This window comes from Methylomonas sp. TEB (assembly GCF_047777895.1).
Classification (GTDB): domain Bacteria; phylum Pseudomonadota; class Gammaproteobacteria; order Methylococcales; family Methylomonadaceae; genus Methylomonas.
In genome coordinates this window covers 1,257,323-1,277,955 of sequence record NZ_CP180476.1, presented here as the reverse complement: position 1 = coordinate 1,277,955, position 20,633 = coordinate 1,257,323, and the positions used below count along the sequence as shown (strand labels likewise).

The 20,633-nt window shown below is 54.7% G+C and carries 19 protein-coding genes; 9 read left to right on the top strand and 10 right to left on the bottom strand.

What is annotated here, in order from left to right:
* Position 1 precedes the first annotated feature (1 nt).
* From fmt to rpsI, 7 genes are all read left to right on the top strand, one after another.
* A complete protein-coding gene (gene fmt / locus ACMXD4_RS05830; RefSeq protein ID WP_033158875.1) occupies positions 2-928 on the top strand; it encodes a methionyl-tRNA formyltransferase in 927 nt (308 codons plus the stop codon).
* Positions 925-2,220: a 16S rRNA (cytosine(967)-C(5))-methyltransferase RsmB gene (gene rsmB / locus ACMXD4_RS05825; RefSeq protein WP_033158874.1), complete on the top strand. Its 1,296-nt coding sequence runs from the start codon at positions 925-927 to the stop codon at positions 2,218-2,220. The genes fmt and rsmB overlap by 4 nt, the downstream gene beginning before the upstream one ends.
* Entirely contained in the window at positions 2,195-2,761 is a 567-nt protein-coding gene (locus tag ACMXD4_RS05820) for a DUF4390 domain-containing protein (RefSeq protein ID WP_415880129.1), read from the top strand. The genes rsmB and ACMXD4_RS05820 overlap by 26 nt, the downstream gene beginning before the upstream one ends.
* The gene (locus ACMXD4_RS05815) at positions 2,743-4,899 is read left to right on the top strand and encodes a sensor histidine kinase (protein WP_171696293.1); all 2,157 of its coding nucleotides are present in this window, start codon (positions 2,743-2,745) and stop codon (positions 4,897-4,899) included. The genes ACMXD4_RS05820 and ACMXD4_RS05815 overlap by 19 nt, the downstream gene beginning before the upstream one ends.
* Positions 4,896-6,257, top strand: a complete 1,362-nt coding sequence (locus ACMXD4_RS05810) for a sigma-54-dependent transcriptional regulator (RefSeq protein WP_033158871.1) — start codon at positions 4,896-4,898, stop codon at positions 6,255-6,257. Before ACMXD4_RS05815 ends, ACMXD4_RS05810 begins: the two co-directional genes overlap by 4 nt.
* Positions 6,258-6,330: 73 nt before the next feature.
* A complete protein-coding gene (rplM, locus tag ACMXD4_RS05805) occupies positions 6,331-6,759 on the top strand; it encodes a 50S ribosomal protein L13 (RefSeq protein WP_020482941.1) in 429 nt (142 codons plus the stop codon).
* Between the two features lie 15 nt (positions 6,760-6,774).
* On the top strand, positions 6,775-7,164 hold the full coding sequence (gene rpsI, locus ACMXD4_RS05800) for a 30S ribosomal protein S9 (protein ID WP_033158870.1): 390 nt from the start codon (positions 6,775-6,777) through the stop codon (positions 7,162-7,164).
* 114 nt (positions 7,165-7,278) lie between these two features.
* Here the strand turns inward: rpsI and ACMXD4_RS05795 are convergent, their stop codons facing one another.
* The 3 genes from ACMXD4_RS05795 to ACMXD4_RS05785 all read right to left on the bottom strand — a co-directional run bounded on the left by ACMXD4_RS05795 (position 7,279) and on the right by ACMXD4_RS05785 (position 9,078).
* A complete protein-coding gene (locus tag ACMXD4_RS05795; RefSeq protein ID WP_415880128.1) occupies positions 7,279-8,244 on the bottom strand; it encodes an IS110 family transposase in 966 nt (321 codons plus the stop codon).
* Positions 8,245-8,422: 178 nt separating this feature from the next.
* Positions 8,423-8,950 carry a DUF2380 domain-containing protein gene (locus tag ACMXD4_RS05790; protein ID WP_415880127.1) on the bottom strand — a complete coding sequence of 176 codons (528 nt, stop codon included), beginning with the start codon at positions 8,948-8,950 and terminating at the stop codon, positions 8,423-8,425.
* Positions 8,947-9,078 (bottom strand): hypothetical protein, encoded by a 132-nt coding sequence (locus ACMXD4_RS05785; protein ID WP_415880126.1) that lies wholly within the window; start codon positions 9,076-9,078, stop codon positions 8,947-8,949. The genes ACMXD4_RS05790 and ACMXD4_RS05785 overlap by 4 nt, the downstream gene beginning before the upstream one ends.
* 193 nt (positions 9,079-9,271) lie before the next feature.
* Here ACMXD4_RS05785 and ACMXD4_RS05780 point away from each other — a divergent pair, with 193 nt between their 5' ends.
* Together ACMXD4_RS05780 and ACMXD4_RS05775 are read left to right on the top strand one after the other, a co-directional pair.
* Positions 9,272-10,624: a sensor histidine kinase gene (locus ACMXD4_RS05780; protein ID WP_171696296.1), complete on the top strand. Its 1,353-nt coding sequence runs from the start codon at positions 9,272-9,274 to the stop codon at positions 10,622-10,624.
* Positions 10,621-11,304, top strand: a complete 684-nt coding sequence (locus tag ACMXD4_RS05775) for a response regulator transcription factor (protein WP_171696297.1) — start codon at positions 10,621-10,623, stop codon at positions 11,302-11,304. Before ACMXD4_RS05780 ends, ACMXD4_RS05775 begins: the two co-directional genes overlap by 4 nt.
* 87 nt (positions 11,305-11,391) lie before the next feature.
* Here the strand turns inward: ACMXD4_RS05775 and ACMXD4_RS05770 are convergent, their stop codons facing one another.
* The 7 genes from ACMXD4_RS05770 to ACMXD4_RS05740 all read right to left on the bottom strand — a co-directional run bounded on the left by ACMXD4_RS05770 (position 11,392) and on the right by ACMXD4_RS05740 (position 20,311).
* A complete protein-coding gene (locus ACMXD4_RS05770) occupies positions 11,392-11,808 on the bottom strand; it encodes a hypothetical protein (protein ID WP_253734487.1) in 417 nt (138 codons plus the stop codon).
* Between the two features lie 270 nt (positions 11,809-12,078).
* On the bottom strand, positions 12,079-12,879 hold the full coding sequence (locus ACMXD4_RS05765; RefSeq protein WP_415880125.1) for a 4'-phosphopantetheinyl transferase family protein: 801 nt from the start codon (positions 12,877-12,879) through the stop codon (positions 12,079-12,081).
* A gap of 2 nt (positions 12,880-12,881) precedes the next feature.
* Entirely contained in the window at positions 12,882-14,087 is a 1,206-nt protein-coding gene (locus ACMXD4_RS05760; RefSeq protein ID WP_415880124.1) for a Wadjet anti-phage system protein JetD domain-containing protein, read from the bottom strand.
* Complete coding sequence (locus ACMXD4_RS05755; protein ID WP_415880123.1) at positions 14,084-17,461, bottom strand: ATP-binding protein; 3,378 nt, start codon at positions 17,459-17,461, stop codon at positions 14,084-14,086. The genes ACMXD4_RS05760 and ACMXD4_RS05755 overlap by 4 nt, the downstream gene beginning before the upstream one ends.
* Before the next feature lie 229 nt (positions 17,462-17,690).
* The gene (locus ACMXD4_RS05750) at positions 17,691-18,323 is read right to left on the bottom strand and encodes a DUF4194 domain-containing protein (RefSeq protein WP_415880122.1); all 633 of its coding nucleotides are present in this window, start codon (positions 18,321-18,323) and stop codon (positions 17,691-17,693) included.
* Positions 18,324-18,596: 273 nt separating this feature from the next.
* On the bottom strand, positions 18,597-19,193 hold the full coding sequence (locus ACMXD4_RS05745) for an SH3 domain-containing protein (RefSeq protein WP_415880121.1): 597 nt from the start codon (positions 19,191-19,193) through the stop codon (positions 18,597-18,599).
* 2 nt (positions 19,194-19,195) lie between these two features.
* A complete protein-coding gene (locus ACMXD4_RS05740; RefSeq protein ID WP_415880120.1) occupies positions 19,196-20,311 on the bottom strand; it encodes an N-acetylmuramidase family protein in 1,116 nt (371 codons plus the stop codon).
* Between the last annotated feature and the right edge of the window lie 322 nt (positions 20,312-20,633).

Sequence of the window (20,633 nt, the reverse complement as noted above, 5' to 3'; positions counted from 1 at the left end):
CATGAAAATCGTGTTCGCCGGTACGCCGGATTTTGCGGTTCCCACCTTGCAAGCCTTGCTGGATTCACCGCATCAAGTCTGCGCGGCCTATACCCAGCCCGACCGACCCGCCGGACGCGGCCGCAAGCTCACCGCCAGCCCAGTCAAAGCCCTGGCCGTGGCCGCCAATATTCCGGTGTATCAGCCGGAAAACTTCAAAAGCCCCGAATCTATCGCCCAATTAGCGGCACTGGATGCCGATTTAATGGTCGTCGTGGCTTACGGTCTGATTCTGCCGCAAGCGGTTTTGGACATACCTAAACAAGGCTGCATCAATGTGCATGGTTCGCTGCTGCCGCGCTGGCGTGGCGCGGCGCCGATTCACCGAGCAGTCATGGCGGGCGACGCTAAAACCGGCATCACCATCATGAAAGTCGTAAAAAAACTCGATGCCGGCGACATGCTATACAAAGCCGAATGCCCGATCAGCGCCGACGCCACCTCCAGCAGCCTGCACGATCAATTGGCGCAAATGGGCGCCGAAGGGCTGGTTAAAGTGGTCGACCAGATAGCCGATGGCTCGTTGCAAGCCGAACCGCAAGACGAAGCGCTGGTTACTTACGCCCACAAACTGGAAAAACAGGAATCCAACTTGGATTGGCAAAACTCTGCTGTAGAGCTGGATCGTAAAGTCCGCGGCCTGAATGCCTGGCCGGTAGCGCAGACCCTGTATCGAGGCCAAGTATTGCGGGTCTGGCGCAGCCAGGTGCTTGATCGACGGGCAGAACAAGCACCCGGCACCATCAGTTGCGCGGAACATGCACTGGATGTCGCCACCGGCGACGGTGTGCTGCGCCTGCTGGAAGTGCAACTCCCCGGTGGCAAACGCATAGCCGGCAAGGACTTTATGAATGCCCACCCCTCCGACCACGTTATTCTTGGCTCATGAATCTGCGCGGCTGCTCGGCACAGATCCTCGCCCACGTTCTCAACGACGGCCAATCGCTGACCGCCGCCCTGGAGCATGGCCTGCCCAAAATCAAGGATGTCAAAGACCGGGCTTTCGTCCAAGCCTTGTGCTACGGCGTCATCCGCCATTACTACGCACTAGATTTTATGCTGGGCCGCTTGCTCAGCAAGCCGCTCAAACAAAAAGATGGCGACATTAAAGCCCTGCTGCTAATCGGCCTGTATCAACTGCAACACATGCGGGTTAAATCGCACGCCGCCGTGTCGGAAACGGTCGCCGCCACCAGCCATAAGCCTTGGGCCAAGTCTTTGGTTAACGCGATACTCAGACAATATTTACGCGAGGCCGAAACCTTGCAGCAAGCCTGCGCCGCGGACACCCAAGCCCACTACAACCATCCGAACTGGATAGTGGATGTGCTGAAGCACGACTGGCCGGAACATTACGAAAAAATCCTCCACGCCAACGACCAGGCACCGCCGATGGCTTTGCGTGTCAACCTGTTGCAAGGCAACCGAGCCGCTTATCTGGACGAACTTGCCGCGCAAGGCATCGCCGCCCAACCGGTAGACTGCTGCGAGACGGCGATAAGACTAGACCAAGCCTTGGCCGTCGAGCAATTGCCCGCCTTTAGTCAAGGTCGAGTTTCAGTACAGGACTCTGCCGCCCAACTGGCCGCAGAACTGCTTGATGCGCAACCCGGCCAACAGGTGCTGGATCTATGCGCCGCGCCGGGCGGCAAGACGGCGGCGATTCTGGAGCACCAACCCGCTTTGGGCGGCCTGTTGGCGGTCGATGTCGATCAACAACGCCTGCAGCGCGTGACCGATAATTTACAGCGCTTAAACTTACAAGCCGAAACCTTAGCCGCCGATGCCAGTCAATCCGGATCATGGGCTGGCGACCGCCAATTCGACCGGATACTAATGGACGCGCCCTGCTCCGGCTTCGGCGTGATCCGCCGCCATCCCGACATCAAAATACTGCGCCGCACCGACGATATTGCCGCCCTGCAAGCGCTGCAAACCAAGATTCTTGATAACGCCTGGCAATTACTAAAACCTGGCGGCATCTTGCTGTACGCCACTTGCTCGGTATTGAAGCAGGAAAACGAGGCGCAAATCGCCGCTTTCCTTGCCCGACACAGCAATGCCAGCGAAATTCATATCGAGGCGCACTGGGGCATGTCCCGTCCGCACGGCCGGCAAATCATCACCGGTGACCGGCAAATGGACGGCTTTTATTATGCCAAGCTTTACAAAGCCCCTTAGTTACGCGGCATTGATGCTCTGCCTGCACATTGCGCCAGGCGTGGCTGAAGCCGGAGAATATGCCGCGCGCATCGAATATGCCGATTTGGATCGTGTCGATGACGGTTATGACGTGCAGGCTCATATCGATTACCAGCTCAGTCCGACTGCCAAAGAAGCGCTGCACAAAGGTGTGCGCTTAACCTGGGACGTCGCGATAGAACTGCGCCAACCCGGGGTGCTGTGGGATACGATAATCCATAAACACAAACTGACTTACAGCCTGCAATTCCATGCCTTGCTGAATCAATATGTGGTGCAAACCCCGTTCGACCGCAGCGAAATGTTTTTAACCTTGAGCGCGGCCATGAATTTCATGGCGGCCGTGCATGACAGCATGCCAATTCCCGCAGAACTTGTTGTGGGCGGCACGCCTTACCTGCTGGCGGTAAAAACTCAATTCAACCGCGAGCAGTTGCCAATACCGCTGCGTCCGGTCGCCTATCTGGACAACCAGTGGTTTCTTTCTAGCGCCTGGCACACATGGCCCATTCAAAAATAAAATTACCGGCCAGCGCCACGATTATCCTGCTGTTCGGCTTCGTATTGCTGTCGCTGCAATTGATGAGCAGCGCCACCCAAGAATCATCGGAACTCGGCGAAATGTATTCCTGGCTGTTGGTCATCAACACACTGGGATCGGTGATTTTGCTGGGCTTGGTGGCGTTCAACACCTATTCGCTGGTGCGGGAGTTAAAGAAAAAGGAGGCCGGCTCTCGGCTGACCACGCGCATGGTGTCCTTGTTCGTCTTGCTGGCGTTAGCGCCGGCGGCCATCGTGTTTTATTTCTCCGTGCAATTTCTGCATCAAGGCATAGACAGCTGGTTTAACGTGGAAATAGACCGGGCTATGGACGATGCGCTGGAGTTGAGCCAGTCCTCGCTGAATCAACGCATGAACTGGCATATCAAGCAAACCAAGCAAATGGCCGATCAACTTCGCGACAAATCGGAAGCATTGATCGCAATGGAAGTGGGCTCGCTGTGGGCGGATTCCGGGGCATTGGAGATTGCGGTATTTTCCAACCAAGGCCGGGTATTGGCCTCCAGCAGCGTCAACCCTAGCGATATTTTGCCGCATCTTCCCGACGAACAAATCTGGCTGCAGTTACGGCAGAATAAGGAATATTTTGCTTTCGATCCCGGCGATAACGATGAAATGCTGGTGCGTATCATCGTGGCTATCGAAGCGGATCAAAGCCGATTTTTGCAAGCCTTGTTTCCGATTCCGGTGCGGGTAACCGACTTGGCCGACTCGATTGAATTTGCCTTCATCCGTTACCAGGAAATGAATTTCCTGCGCGACTCACTGAAAACCAGCTTCTCGCTAATCCTGCTGCTGGTGTTGCTGCTCAGCCTGTTGGCTGCGATTTGGGTAGCTTTTATCAGCATCCGCAACATCGTCGCGCCGGTTAAAGAGCTGGTAAAAGGCACGCAAGCGGTCGCCGACGGCGATTATCAGCAACAACTACCGGTGATGAATCAGGATGATCTGGGCTTTTTGGTGGAATCCTTCAATCAAATGACCCGGCGCATCGCCCGCTCCCGCGACGAAACCCGTGTTGCCGGTCTGGAAGTGGAAAACCAACGCGCGTATCTGGAAACCATCCTGGCCAATCTCACGGCCGGGGTGATCAGTTTTGACGCCGCCTTTTACATCCGTACCGCCAACCAGGCCGCCTACCGGATTTTGCATATCCCAGTCAGTCATTTCGTCGGCGAGACATTGCCGACTTTGGCGACCCTGCACAGCGAACTGGCCGATGTACTGAATGCGATCCAAAGCCTGCTGGAAAAAGCCGACGACATCTGGGAGCAACGCATCGTGTTTCTCGGCCCCAACGGCCGTCAGGAACTGTTGTGCCGAGGTACGCCGCTGTTCTCGCAGCACGGTGCCCGCACCGGCGCAGTCGTAGTATTCGACGATGTCACCGACCTGATTCAGGCACAGAAAAACGCAGCCTGGGGCGAAGTGGCGCGGCGTCTGGCGCATGAAATCAAAAATCCGTTGACGCCGATCCAGCTGTCCGCCGAGCGTTTACAGCACAAGCTCTCCAAGGAATTACAGGACGGTTCCGCCGAATTTCTGCAACGCGGCACTCGCACCATCGTCCAACAGGTGGAAGCGATGAAACGCATGGTGGACGATTTTTCCGAATACGCCCGCCCGTCCAAGAAACAAGTGGAAAAAATCAATCTGGTTGATCTGATTCAGGAAGTCGTGGCTTTATACCTGCCCTCCGGCATTGTTTTCAGCACCAAATTTGCAAGCGACCGGGTGCTGGTCGAAGCGGATCCGGTCAGCCTGCGTCAAGTACTGCACAACCTGATCAAAAACGCCCAAGAGGCCACCACGGCGCCCTGCCGCATCGAGATCAAAATCGCCAAAGTCAGCCGGAACAACACCGACTATGTCGAATTGGGCATCTACGATAATGGCAACGGCTTGAACGCGGAACAGCTTGAAACCATTTTCGACCCCTACGTAACCAGCAAGGCCAAAGGTACCGGCCTGGGCTTAGCTATTGTCAAAAAGATCGTGGAAGAACATGGCGGGGTGATTTGGGTTGATACGTCTTATAATGGCGGCGCGGGGTTTTTACTCCAGCTGCCGGTTTTTGAATTTGGGAACTTTAAATGAATAAGCAAGCACCGTATATTTTGGTGGTCGATGACGAGCAGGACATTCGTCAGTTGGTGTCGGAAATTCTTGAGGATGAAGGTTACGATGTCGCCATGGCGGAAAACGCCACGGAAGCTAAAGCCCTGAAAAATCAGCGCCCGCCTAATCTGATCCTGCTGGACATCTGGATGCCGGACAGCGACGGCATCACGCTGCTGCGGGAATGGGTCAGCGAAGATGACGCACTATGTCCGGTGGTTATGATGTCCGGACATGCCTCAGTGGAATCAGCCGTGGAAGCGACTCGGCTTGGCGCCTACGACTTTTTGGAAAAGCCATTATCGCTGGCTAAGTTGCTGCTGATCGTCGAACGCGCACTGGAGACCAGCTCTTTGCAGCGCGAAAACGCCGGCTTGAAACAACAGCTGATGATAGGCGTGGACCCGGTCGGCAAAAGCGCGGTGGTGGAACGTACCAAGGATAAGTTAAAGCGCCTGGCTCAGCACGACGCCAGAGTGTTATTCGTCGGTGAAGCCGGGGTCGGTAAGGAAATGTTCGCCCGCTATTTGCACAACAATAGTTCGCGGCGCGACGGCTCGTTTGTTGATGTGTCGGTCGGCAGTATCTCCCCGGAAAACTCGGCGGTGGAGTTTTTCGGCCGCGAAGACAACGGCCGGGTGTATCGCGGCCTGTTGGAACAAGCTCATCGCGGCACGCTATTTCTGGGTGAAATCGGCGGCATGGACCCGGAAACTCAAACTCGCTTGCTGAGTGCACTGGAATCCAGCTCGTTCCTGCGGGTTGGCGGCAGTCAGGCGGTGCGTGTTGACGTACGAGTCGTCGCGTCCACCCGCATGTCATTGGAAGAAGAAGTCAACAGCGGCCGCTTCCGTCAGGATCTTTACTATTTACTGAACGTCGTGACACTGGAGATTCCGCCGCTACGCGAACACAGTGAAGACGTACCCAGCCTGTTGAATTTTTATGTCGATCATTTCGTCACTCAGGAAAAGCTGCCGTTCCGGCGTTTCTCGATGGCCGCGCAAAATTATTTGCGTAATTACAGCTGGCCGGGTAATGTGCGCGAATTGCGTAATCTGGTACAGCGCCTGATGATACTCGGTGCCGGGGACGACATTGAGCTGGACGAAGTCAAAACCGCGCTGGGTTCGATCGCCGAACAACCCAAGCTAGGCTTGAATGTACCGGAGTTTTTTAATTTGCCGCTGAAGGAAGCCCGCGACCATTTCGAAAAATCCTACCTGGAATATCATTTCGAAAAAACCGGCGGCAGCGTCGCCAAACTGGCTTCTGCTATCGGTATGGAACGTACGCATTTGTACCGAAAACTCCATTCCCTGAAAATTAAGCTTTAATTGGACTTGAAGTTAACGACCCTATTAAGTACAATTCACGGTTTTTATAGCCTCAACAGACTAAAAAGCAAAGATGAAAACATTTAGTGCAAAGCCCGCAGAAGTTAAGCGCGATTGGTACGTGATTGATGCAGAAGGAAAGACATTAGGTCGCCTTGCTACTGAAATTGCACGACGTCTTCGCGGAAAACACAAACCCGAATTCACACCACACGTTGACACCGGCGATTACATCATCGTCATCAACGCCGAAAAAATCGGCGTGACCGGCAACAAAGAAAAAGACAAAATGTACTACCGCCACACTGGTTATGTCGGTAACATGAAGTCAGCTTCTTTGGGTAAGTTAAGACAAACTTTCCCTGACCGGATCATCACCACCGCCGTACAAGGCATGCTGCCCAAAAATCCATTGGGCCGCGCCATGTTCAAAAAATTGAAAGTTTACGCAGGTTCTGAGCATAATCATCAATCTCAGCAACCTAAAGTTTTAGAATTCTAAGCAGGTAGATAGTTTATGGCAGCTCAATACTACGGAACAGGTCGTCGCAAAAGCGCAATCGCTCGCGTCTACGCCACAGTCGGTTCAGGAAAATTCACCATCAACAAGCTCCCTGTTGAACAATATTTCGGCCGCAAAACCGACGAAATGATTGCCAGACAACCTTTGGAGTTGTTGGGTAAAACCGGCGATTTCGACATCAACATCGTCGTTACCGGCGGCGGCCCTTCAGGCCAAGCTGGCGCCATTCGCCACGGTCTGACCCGTGCATTGATGGTTTTCGACGAAGCCTTGAGACCACCATTGAGAAAAGCCGGTTACGTTACTCGCGATGCTCGTGAAGTTGAACGTAAAAAAGTCGGCTTGCACAAAGCCAGAAAACGTCCTCAATACTCAAAACGTTAAACGTTTCTCATTGGGAACAAAGAAAAGCCGCTACTCAGCGGCTTTTTTTATGCCTATTGCAACCGTAAAACTAATTGACCCTGTGCCCAGCAAGCGTAGATACTGTTATCCAAGTCAAGCCAAATGAATAGCCGAGTCGAAGGGTTTCGCGGATTTCAAGACACCGAATGCCACATGAATCAATTTACGCATCATGGCACCGATAATCAGCTTATTGGGTTTACCAGCACCGGCTAATCGTCCACGGAATTGTTTACCCCAGGCTGTTTTATAAAGCGTCACCATGGCCGGCATATAGAGCGCTTTGCGCAGGAAGGCATGGCCTATTTTGGAGAGCCTGGGCTTGCCCTTGAGGCTGCTGCCCGATTCGTATTGCCGGGGATCGAGTCCGGCAAAAGCGGCGGCCTGCCGACTATTGGCGAAGCGCGAGGTATCGGCGTAGAACGCGAGGATGATGGCGCTGGTGCGCTCGCCAATGCCGGGAATGCTATCGAGCAGTTCGCGCTGTTGCTTGAGATCGGGATGGCGATCAATGTGATCGTTGATGGCGTCGATCAATTGTTGGATCGCAGTATCCAGCCAATTCAGATGCTGTTGAATGTCCTCACGCACGGCCTCGCGCGCCACTAGCAAGCGGTTGTTTTCCTGGGTGCGCATGGTTTGTAAGGCGTCCAGCCGTAATACTAGTGCGCGCAGTGTGACTTCCGCCTCGCTACGGGGCTGCCAAGCAGGCGGTTGGCGCTCGGCGCAGAAATCGGCGATGAGTTTAGCATCGACCGTATCGGTTTTGCTGCGGGTGAGCCGTGAAGCGCCATAGGCCTTAATTTGTGCTGGATTGACGACGCTCACGGTGAAACCAGCGGTTGCCAGATGCTGAGCAACGTCTTCCCAATAAATGCCGGTCGCTTCCATGCAGACATGAGGCGATTGGGCCTTTTGAGCGGCCAACCACGTCAACAACGTCGCGAAGCCGTCGAGAGTATTGGGAATGACTTTGGCGCGAAACTTACCGCTGGGCAAGCGCAACGCGCAGTCCAGCTTGGCTTTAGCAACATCGATACCGAGATAAAAATGGGACATGAAAACCTCAAATGATCTACCTTGTGAATGCAGGCTGCCGGAAACCGGGCCGAAGAGACTGTTCGATCGTTGATCGAGGGTGGGTCGCTGCTGCAAAGATCTACGCCGGGGATTTCGAAATCCAAGCTCCGATACGGCATCCAGCGACCCAAACCTGAGGTGCCCCTCAGGTGTGTTTTCATGGTTTATTATCCTTTGAAAAGCACGCTTGGATAATACAAGCTCCGATCTTTCCGGCCAAAGTATCGATAGCGTGCTGAGTGACTTTCTGATGACTACCCTTCAACTCGATGTCATAACGCGCTACCGCCGCTCGCTTATTAACTTCGATCAAATATACCCACAGATACGAGAACAAAAAGCTCGGTTTGCTGTGTTGACCAACCAGCACCCAATCCGCACCCCGCTGCTGCCCCAAGTCTGCTGCCAAATCGTGAAAGCGAAACAAGTAGCCAAAGCCGCTGTTGGCAGTTTTCTGACTTTCCGCATCGACAGCTACGATTTGATAAGCACCCGACCGGCTTAAGGCTACCATCAACAAAGGCGCCATACTGGAAGTGCGGCTAATTTCCGTCGACGTGTTCGGCAGCGACGTTATGTCGTTCAATTCAAAATCCAAAACCGCTATCCGCGGCGCGGCGTTGACCTCTGCGGCTGACATACCCACAACCAACGACACGCATTTAATCAAGCTGACAATATTCATAATAGCTCCGAATCCAGATAACGACTCACCGGAAACCATCGCTCCAAACCCCCAATACCGGCCATCGCAGACCATACCGCTTCGCGCGGTATAGCCATAATATTTCTGACAGTCACTGTTTTAAGCATGTTGGGCCTCCCAATTGAGCCGATTTAGAGGATCTCAGCTTAAGTAAGCAACTGCCGCCCGTAAGCCGACATTCACCCGGCAAACTCGGGCAAATTGCCCGCATCTCGCTATCAAGCTATTCAGCACCCACTCAACTACCTAAAATGCCTTTTCAGCAACATCCACCGACTATCAGCGCGCCACGAATCGATCATGAATCTAAAACTGTATTTGTTAACCCGCATTGCGGGGGTAGCCTTACTGTGTTTACTCGCGACGCTGACCTATGTGCTGCATCGCAGCGCTCAACAATCGGCAGCGCAAGCACAAAACACTTTAGCCGCGCTGGGCAAACAACTGGAGTTACAGTTATTCAAAGCCAGCGCGGGCGAAAACCCGGCCAACCCCTTCCCGGATTTTGACTTATGGAAACAGACCGCTAGCGAACCGGGCATTTGCGCCAACTATCTGGCTAATGACGGCAGAACCATACGTAACTACTGCAAAGGCATCGACTTGTCCACCCATCACTATCCTGAGTATTTTTCCGAACTATATCGACGAATTTTTGGACCCAACTTTGACTGGCAGCGGCCGATAACTTACAACGGTCAGGCTTACGGCGTATTAACTGTTTCGGTTAGCGCAGAGTTGTCAATAACCCGCGCTTGGGATGACGTCCGAGATTTACTGGCGTTGTCGGCGGTAACGATCACAGCGGTTTGCTTGCTGGTTTACTTGGCCGTCAACCGGGCCTTACTTCCCGCTCAGACTATTGTGGCGGGATTAAACCGGCTCAGTACAGGCGATTTGGCGTTCCGGCTACCCGTGTTCGACTTAGTGGAATGGCGGCATACCGCCACGGCAATCAACCAACTCGCCGGCAATCAGCAACAACTCTTAGCGGAACGGCAAAAACTGGCTGTGATGTTGATGAACTTGCAGGAAGAGGAACGCCGCTGCCTGGCACGCGAACTTCACGACGAATTAGGCCAATGCTTGACTGCAATCCACGCCGTCACGACGGTCATCGCTCAAACGGCGCAGCAAAATTGTCCTGAGTTAGTCACAGAGGCCGAGCAAATATCCCGCTTTACCCAAGCCATGCAACAAAGTGTGCGGAACTTATTGACTCGCTTACGCCCAGCAGAGCTGGAAGAATTAGGCTTGGACGCCAGCCTGTGCACCCTGGTGGCAAGCTGGAACCGTCTGGGCAAGACGCACTTTAGCCTGCGCATCATCGGCGATTGCAGAACGTTGACGGAATCTCTGGCAATCAGTCTGTTTCGCATCACCCAAGAGGCCGTCAGCAATATCGCCAAACATGCCTCTGCCAGCCGAGCCGATATTACACTAACAATCAACAGCACCGAGACATCGATCACCATACAAGACAACGGCAACGCCATCACTTTGCCGTTTGTGCCAGGCGACGGCATAGGCTTGCTGGGCATGCGCGAACGTATCCTTGCCTTAAACGGCAAATTCAATTTAAGCATAGCAAAGCCGCATGGCCTGATAATCGAAGCCCGCTTGCCAACAGCGCAGTCGGAGAGCGCCCAATGACTGAGCAAACCACTATCAGTATTTTGCTGGTAGACGATCACGCAATAGTCCGGGAGGGCTACCGCTCACTGATCAGCAAACAAACAGACTTAAAGGTCATTGCCGAAGCCGCGAACGGCGTAGACGCCTATTGCCTATACAAGGAATGCCAACCCGACGTGGTCGTAACCGATTTAACCCTGCCCGGCTCAAGCGGCCTGGAATTGATAGGCCGCCTCAAACAACGCGACCACAAAGCCAGGATACTGGTTTTCAGTATGCATCAAAACCCCAGCTTTGCCCGCCAAGCCTGCCGTGCCGGCGCTTTGGGTTATGTCACCAAAAGCAGCACACCGGATTTGCTGTTGCAGGCGATACGGCACGTCTATCTTGGCAAACACATTCTCAGCACCGACATCGCCCAAGCGTTGGCGTTGGAAAAACTCGGCAATGATTCGATAGCACTGAATAGTTTAACCGCCAGAGAATTCGAAATTCTGCGCCTACTGGTCGAAGCCAACACGCAAGACGACATTGCCAATACGCTGAACATTAGCCGGAAAACCGTCGGCAACTGCCATTACCTGATCAAAAACAAGCTGGGAGTGAACAGCGACATCGAGTTGACGCGGTTAGCGATCAAACTGAATGTGGTTAGCTTGCTGGACTTGACCGATCCAGCTCAAGCAGGCCACTATTAACCCGGCGCTATTTATCACGGGTATTCCGTTCGCGCTGAGCTCGCCGAAGCCCAGACGGGCGCGCCCTTCGATAAACTCAGTTATCGATTAATTGATCGCATAGTGTTCACGCACCACCAGCGCCTCCGCCAACGCCAAATGCCCGGCTGCATCAAACAATATGCGCTGCTCGGTGAAAAATTCGGCAGCGGCGTCGATGGTGTCCATTATCACCGCGACAACAAAACGCTCCGCGTGAGTGGATGCCACCATTTTTTCCGGTACGGCGCATTCTATCCGCAAAGTCTGCGAGGTTTTATCGAACGAATGCAAACGCAAGCCCTCGAAATCAGCCCTCTCCTGGCGGCTGGGTAATAGAAATATCAAGTCCAGGATCGGCGTCCGTTTTTGTATCGGCTCCTCACGAAATCTTGCCAAATCAACGGCAATTTTCGTAATAGCTTTGGCGATGACACTCTCGTCAAGCGCGCGGTCCGGCATCATGGATGCAATGTGTATAGTCATATCAACCTCACTAAATAGTCCGTTTTTTAGTCTACTCAGCAAATCCCGTTCCAAGTTACTAATTGACAACAACAAAGCCGGCAAACCGCTTTTAGTGAGCAATCCGGCGCCCTGTGTGGCTCAACAAAGGCAATTATTCAGAGGGGCGCGTTAATAACAGGAAGAGATATTTGTTACAAAACCCACATAGCCGGCAAATGCAACCACATAGACGGGACAAACCACAAAGGGTTTTCGATCACTGCAAGCCGATTGAGGCTTCAGTAAGCCTCAATCGGCTTGCAACAACAACCGCCGTAAAACATAGCACCGGGCAGGCGTGACCAGTGCCGCGCAGTTGTTGCCGACTCGGTTCTGCAATACTCCAGAGCCGTCATCACCGCCAAATCCGGACTCTAATTCAGGAGCCAAACTCAAGCCACCGCCGGAACACGAAACGCTAAGGGCCGAATTAACAGCAGCAACACTCAATTCGTGAACCAGCCACCCACTGGCCGAACCATACTCGTCGGGAATAGTTCGCAACTGCCCACCTGCCTCCACTGCAAACTCGCATTGCTCCAAGCCCAAAGCAATTCCGCGACCGACTGCTTTGACAAAGGCCTCTTTCTTGGTCCATAACCGATAAAATGCGTCCGCCTGCCACTCCACCGGCAGTTCGCACCAATCTTGATACTCCCGCACGGAAAAGCAACGCTGCGCCAAATTTTCAAAATTGCGCCGCAGCTTAACCGTCTCCACATCAATTCCAATGTCAGCAAAATTAGCGATGGCAATTAACAATAAGTCAGCAGTATGCGAGATATTGAATTGTAAAGGCTCATCAATCAAACCCGGCTTGCCGTAGGGGCCGGACACGAATTTTAACGTCGCCGGATCGGCCGCCAAATAGCCGGCCAGCGTTTCTCTCAACATGCCGCGCGCGGCAACGTAGCGATCACGTAAGGTTGGAAGCTTGAACGCTTGCGCCTTCAACATTTCGTCGTCCGATAATCGCGACGCCAATCGCGCTAATGTGTCGGCAGATACGCTCAGCCGGCCTTGCCAAACATCCACGAAATACGCACTCACCGCTACGCGCCCTCGCCGCCAGCCGCCAAATCCAGCGCCGCCAGCCGTTCCGACAGTAACGCGAAGCTGACATACTCCTGTTCCAGGCGCACCCCGCGACCGTAGCGATGATCCCGCAACACGTCGTATAGCGCCCCCTCGTCCACTGTCAAATAAGCCAATTCGGCGTTAATCGGGCTAGCTTCTTCGACCCATTGCGAGCGATGCGCGATTAAAGTGGCCTCGTCCATCAGCAAGGATTGGGCTTGCGGAAAATGCTGGCGAAACTGGCTGAGGATAGCGAAGCCGTGGGTGTCGATGTCACCCCAGTAATGGATTTCTTTATTCTTCAACCATTCCGCTTTTGCCAGCGCATCGAAACCGTAGCCTCTGCCGAAAATCACCATGCTGCCCTGAACGCTCGGAAATGCCAGGCCGTTGATGTCGTTTTCGGTGACGAATACCCGCTTGACCGGCAAATTCAAAGTCGCGAATTCCCCGGCGGTCACCGTCAGATCGCTCAAGCCGGCGATGCGCAGCCGGCTATCCAGCAAGCGGAAGCGAATCGTCGCCGGCTTCGCCAAAAAGCCGTAGCGCGCTTCGAAGCCGGCGACACCGGTTTGCGCGGTATCGATCGCCACGGCCGGTAACAGCAAGTCCAGCCATTCGCCGAGCAACTTCTTGCGGCTTTCGATGAATTTGCTGTCGATGCCGGGCAAGCTGATTTGGCGTAGATAAATACCTGGCCGCGGATGCTCGACGACCCAGCCGGCCACGCTCAACAATTTTTGCCATTCGTCGGCGTGCTCCAAGGCGCGTAACGGATATTTCAATAACCAAGGCCGCAGAGCGGCGAAATCGTCAACCAGCGATGCCGCCAATTGCCCGAAAACCGCCAATTCCTTCGCTTTTTTCAAATACGCCGCCACATTGTCCGGCTTGTCGAAAACCACCGCCGCCGGCAAACGGTTACGCCCCGACAGCCGATGATTAGTGTCGCGCCATTCGACAGCAAAATGCTTGGCGTCAACGGCCAACCAAGGCTCCACCCAAACCTGCACGGCGGTGAAATCGGCGGCCAATTGCGCCGGGCTGGGTGACTTTAACGGAATCCGCAACGGAAACAAGCCGCTCGGCGCCAGGCTTTCCGTCAGGATTTGCCCGCGCTGCCAGCGTTTGTCCAGTTCGGCGAGCAACTCGGCCGGCAAAGTCCAGACCGGCTTGCTCATCCGCCGCGTGCCGCGCGTTCGGCGCGGTACTCTTCGATGCTCAGATTGCGCAGCTTGGACGCCCGCCCTTCCTCGTTGTGGACGAAGCCGACCGCCGCGACGTAAGGCTCGATGATGTGGATTTTCTGCAGCGGCGTGACGATCAGCAGTTGCAAGTTGAGCTTTTCGAACAGCCGTAAACCGTATTGCGCCGATTCGTCCGAGCCGCGACCGAAGGCCTCGTCGATGACCACGAAGCGGAACGAGCGCGAGCGCAACGCGCCCCATTCCAAACCAAACTGATAAGCCAAGCTGGCCGCCAGAATCGTGTAAGCCAGTTTTTCCTTCTGACCACCGGATTTGCCGCCGGAATCAGAATAGTGCTCATGCTCGCTACCGTCTTCCCGCCAGCGCTCGCTGGCGCCGAAATTGAACCAGTTGCGCACGTCGGTAACCTTGGCTGTCCAACGCCGGTCTTGCTCGGCCTGACCCTCGCGGCCGCGGAAGCGTTCGATGATTTTTTTGACTTCCAGAAACTTGTTTTCCGAATATTGCTCGTCGTCGGAACCGGTCAGTGCGCCCTCGGTGCAGGCGCGTAACTCGCTTTGAAAGTCGCGCACGTCGGCGTCCGGCGTCGGTTGCGCTTCCAGCACGATGAAGCGGTTGGTGTTGTAGTCGATCTGAGTCAAGGATTCGTTGATCAGCGCGATGCGCTCCTTGATGGTTTCCCGCTCGCGGGCCAGTTGCGACTGAAAGTTGGCAACCTCGCGGATGGTGTTTTCGTTGAGCAATTCCTTGAAGCGGGCCTCGAAGCGCGGCAGGTCGTCGCTTTGTAAGCCTTCCAGCATGGTTTGATATTCGTGGGCGGCGGCGATGCCGACATCGACTTCCTGGGTTTCCAACGGGAAGGCCGCGCAATAGCTGCGCATCGCGTCGATGATTTTGTCACGCAAATAATTGAGTTTTTTGGTCTCGTTTTCGATGCGGGTCTGCAGCCAGCCTCGCATGTCTTGTTCGCGGTTGTCGCAGGATTCCACCGACAAATGATGTTCGCCCAAGGCTTCCGGCCGCATCGCCTCCAGTTTGGGGTAACGCTCGGCATGAGCATCACCGGCTTCGTCGAGCAGCATTTGGGTTTGTTGCAGCAGTAATTCTGCGTCGGTTTTTTTCTGTTCAGTTTTCGAACGTCTATCCTTGTGCTCCTCCAGCTGCCGCTCGGTATCCTGCAAGGTCTCGACCAAGGTATTCAAACTCTCGGTGAGTTGCTTAAGCAGATCCGACGCCGACTCCAACTGCATCTTTTCGTCTTCCAGTCTGGCGATTTCACCGGCCAGCGGCCGCCAGTCAAGTTCGCGGAAGTCGCGGTATTCGTCCAGTTTGGACAAGGTTTTCAATTGTTCTTTGACGGCCGTTGCTGCCTTGTCCAGTTGCGCCAATTGGGCGGCCAGCTCGGCCAACTGGTTTTCCAGAACCTTGGCTTTATGTTCCAAAGCGGCAATCTTGGCGGCGTTCGACCAACCCAACACGTAGCGGCTGCGGTCGTCGAGACGGTGGCGATCATCTTTTTCGTGGCGTTCGCCCGGCGCCTTGATCTGGCCGGCGCGGGTGATGGCTTTTTGTTCGCGGCGGAATTGCTCGGGCGTCGCGCAACAGGCGACGTCGAAACGGTGGGCGATTTCCCGCTCCAGCCAGTCGTAAAATGCCGAATCCGGCTTGACCGCCAACTTGTGGGCCAAGGAATCGCGATGCAGATTGGGCAGTTCGGCGCGCTGCCCGGGCCTTACCCGAAAATACACCAGCCGGCCTTTCAGATGCGTCTGGTCCACCCATTCGGCGACCGCCGCATAATGTTTATCCGGCACCAGCAACGACAAGCCGAAACTGCGCAACAAACGTTCCGCGGCGCCTTCCCAGCCCCTTTCCTCGTCGCGCATCTGTATCAGCTCGCCGGCAAACGGCATCTCGTCTTCGGCCAAGCCCAAGGCCGAACACAGCATCCGCCGCAGTTTGATCTGGACATCGTCGATATTGCTGCGCCGCGCCTTCAGGCTGTCGATTTCGGCTTGCAAAGCCTGATGTTCCTTCATCCCTTGCGCGAAGGCGACGCCGGTTTCGCTGGCAAGATTCTGCAAATTTGCCTCGCGCGCCGCCGCGCTGTCCTGCAAAGCGGCAAATTGCTGTTGCTGGGCCAGAAAGGCGTCGGCGTCTTCCGGGGCCGGCAAGTCCAAGGTCCGCACCAGTTGTTCGTGACGTTTGGCCTTGTCGCGGCGGCGGCTCAGTTCGTCTTGCAAACGTAGAATGTCCTCGGCGATGCGCTCGATGCGGTCGCCGCCGTTGTCGGCGATATTGCGGCGCAGTTCGCGTTCCTCGCTTTGCTGTTGCTGTTTGCGTTCGCTCAAGCGTTCCACTTGCGCGCCTTGTTTGCTCAACTCGTCGACCAAACCGGCCAAACGCTTTTCCAGCAAGCCGAGCTTTAGACCGGCGAAATAAGGCCGCAGCGCCTCGCGGCAGGCGCGCAACTCCTCGGTTTGTTCGGTCAATTGCGTGTGTTTGTCGCAGTCGCCGACCAAGGGCGTCAACAAGCCAACTTGGCGTTTGGCCTTCAGGACCGCGTCGTGGGCGCGGTTAAGGTCGTCGAAATGATTGATTAGCGCGGTGATGCGCGGCGCGACTTCTGAGGGTTCCAGCATGTGGCTGCGCACGAAGTCGGTCAGATTGCCGACCGATTTCATCGATACGGTTTGATGGAACAATTCCAGCGCCTGCTCGTTGTCGATGCCGAAGCGGCGGCGAAACCAGGCGCCGTAGGGCGGAAAGCTGTCGTGCAAATCGGCGCCCAGGCCGCGCAACTTTTTACGCAATTGACCTATGTCGCTGCCGAAATCGGCGAAGTCGGCGGCGATGCTCAAGTCGCGTTCGCACCCGGCATACAGCCGCGCCGGTTGACCCTGGCGGTCGGCGATCCAGAACACCTGCGCGATAGTTACGGTCTGGTCGTAGCCGGCGTTGTGGAACACGCCCAAGATCACCGAATAACTGTTGTCGCCGCGCAAGGCCACCGGTTTGGCGCTGCCGCTGACCTCATTGCGCTCGGATTTGTAATGACCCAACACATAGGAACGCAGGCTGCGCTCCTTGGCATCCGCGCCGGCGGCTTTGTTGTAGGCGATACGGTGAGCCGGCACCAATAAAGTGGTCACCGCATCGACCAGCGTCGATTTGCCGGAACCGATGTCGCCGGTCAACAGCGCGTTGCGGCCGTTCAAATTCAAGACCCAAACCCGGCCGTCGAAGGTGCCCCAGTTATAGACTTCCAGGCGTTGCAAACGAAAGCCGGACAAGGCGTCGTCGTCGACGAAGTCCAGGGAGAATTGCAGGTCGTTAGTGGCGGTCATGGCGCGGCGGAATTTTGGTCAAGACGCTGTAAAACGGAATGGACGTACTCCCTCCCTGCGCGAATGCCGCTTAGGTTAAGGAGCCTCCCCCTTTGCAAAAGGGGGATCGAGGGGGATTTATTTAGAAAATCTCCCCCAGCCCCTCTTTGCAAAAGAGGGGGACAAACCACGATATGCCTAACGGGATTATCCCGGCGAGAAAGAGCGATGGAGAGCAATCTGCGCAGAATCACTCTCCGCCTTCCCCGCCGCTAACTAACTGCGTTTGATACTCCGCTAGCCGGGCGTCGAACTCGGACAACCACTGAGCATCGACAAAAGCTTTCAATATCCGCCTGACTTCGTAATTGGCCGACTGCCCGGAAGCCGCCTTGAGTTTGCGCAAGAAACCCAGTTCGACCACCTTGTTGATATGAGTTTCGATCTGGTCGATCAGCCGCGCCTCGTTGCTGCGTGGCGGCAAAAACACCCGGATCAACTCGACGATGTCCTCGCGCGACAAGACCAGCCGAGTCTCGCCGCCGCCGCGGTCGAACTCCGCCAAACGCTTGCGCAGTAGCGCCAACAGCAAGCTGACCGGAAACGACAACGGCCGCCGCGCGATCAAACGCGGCAACTTGGCGGCCGCATCGTCTTCCTCGGCATCGATCTGGCGCGAGCGCAAAAACGCATAACCCTCGGCCTCATCCAACACCAACTCCAAACCCAACACCGCCACGTAGTCCCGCACCCTGGCTTGCAGATTCAGCAAGGCATTCCAAAGGCCGCCGTCGGTTTCCTGGTAGATCACGCCTTTCAATAACGGAATGACCAAGGCCGACAGGTCGTATTGCGGCGCCATCTCTAGGTCGGTTTCCGTCATGTTTATCTCGTATTGATTGAGCAGGCGTTGAATTGCGCGTATTTTAGGGCAAAACTAAAACCAACAGAGATAATCTGCTTTGTGATTCGATGCCACTATCCATGACCAACTGGACTGGAAAAACGGAATTTTACGCGCTTAACAAACAAAGCCCCATGAATCTTCAGACGGGTTTTTCAACCGGCTATAAACGGGGATGGCTGCTTTGACCATATTTAAATGTTTATGGCTGGGTAGCAAAACCCGCATCGTAGAGGGGAATCTTGCCTACGACTATTGACCTGACTTAAATACGGCTAAATCACTGTTACTGATCCAGCCGCGGATCATTTTCTTTGTCCCTGGGTACTCAACCTGCAGCCAGTCTCCCTCGGCACCCACCACGCCAACAACATCCCCTTTCACCAAATAAGACTTGAGTTTGGCGTCAGCCTTAGGTTCGGAATGGAAGTAAGTCTTGGGACTCGATATGACCCTCAACTCAGTCCATTGAGTTTCCGTCACCTTATCGTAATTCAGGCCTTGTTCGATGGCTGGTGGCAACAGCATTCCGCATCCTGGATGTTCGTTACCGTGCTCCACCTTCAAATTGACTCCGGCGGCCTGGATGCGGAGTTCGCCGGGAAAGTGATCGACATTCCATGTCGTCAGCGACGCCGAATCTCCACTTGATTGTCCACGCAGGTAAAAGCTGCAGGTTTTGCTCACGCCTTCCCCTTGCTCTTCACGATAGTAACCGGTAATTTGGCCGTCCGGCGCCACCGCCAAGCGGAGTTGCTCATAAACACCCGAGTGAAATTGGTTGGTTTCGACGGCTCCGACATCGGTCGCCATCAATATTGCCATAATGAAACCAAAACGATTAAACATGATCAGCTTCCCCCGTGGCGCTTGTAGGCTTGTTCAAGCAAAACATCATAATTTCCATAATCATCTCCGTTGTATAAGGTCGCAATGGTCGCGAATTTCTTGTCTTTAAGGGCTTGTAAGCGAGCAGGTTTGGCCTTGCACCAGCCAACGAAAGCATCGAGTTGACCGCGTTCGCCCGCTTTCATGGATGCGACAAAGTCATCGACTTTGCTAAAGCCGCAATCCTTGTAGTTGAAGCCCATTACTTGAAACATACCCCACGAACAAGCCTGCAACGCGGCGTCGGAATCCAAGAAGATGGCGTCGTTGAGGGTTTTCCAGGCCGTTTCCTGATCCTTATTATTGGCTTGCCACTCCGGCCCCGCTTTCTTGACATATTTGTAAGACAACATGGGATGCGTTTGGTCGTATTTCTTATTCGTCAATTTCCTAAACCAATGCCCTTCGAAGGCAATGACCGGTAGGCCGGCGGGGCCGAATCCGCTTTTCCCGCCCGACTCCACTTCGGCAAAGGCCTTGACCATGGCCAGGGTAATGCCGTTACCCAGAGCCGCCAACGCGGCCTGAAAATCCGCATCGGTCAACTTGGAAAATGAACCGCCACTATTGACGGCCGCTTTGAGACGGTGAAGCTTGTCGGCCGCAGCGCGCTCCCGCAAGGACAAATAGCTATCAACAACCGCGCGGTGCGCTGTACCGGGCTCTTGCGTTTGCTGGCTGGCAGGCGGCCTTTTAAATTCCAAGAATTCCAATAATCCGGCGACCTCACCACTGGGACCGCACCAAGAACCTCCGGCCAGATAGGGGCGCGACGATTTGTTCAGATCGGTACGTTTAGGCCGTAGCGTCCGCGCTTTTTCGACCAAGGCGTGGAGAGTTCTACCCGCCGGATCGACGCGCCCGTCGGCATGAGGATATCTAAGTTCGTTGCGCTGAAAGCGCCGAATTTCCATGATCAAATCAGTGGAACAACGCCCGGATTCCGGAAACGGCCGGCGAATGACGCTGTTGCAGATATTGAATAGATATTCGACGATTAGGACGTCCTTGGGGTCGTTGGCTGCGCCTTCTCCCACAGATGCCTTCAAAAGGTTTTCTTTCGTACTTCTTCGCTTCATTATTTCTCCTTGCGAGTTAATGGGTGAACTATCGATCTTGTATTTAGATTGCCCGCCTTGATGCCCCCGTTCCAACTAAATTTAAATTTACACGCTACCACTGCCCTTAATCAGGGTTTCACCGCCAAAACCCGCAATCCAGGTGTCGATGCGCCGGCTTCTTTGCGGAAGGATCGTCACCGCGGCTGTTACTATTCAAGCCGGCCAAGCTAGCGCGTGCACAACATAGTCCTTGCCGTGAGCATAACGCCCATGCACGTCAAACCGCACGAAGCAAGCCGGAGCAGCATCGACAGCCTGCTCCAAGTTAAACGCCAAACTC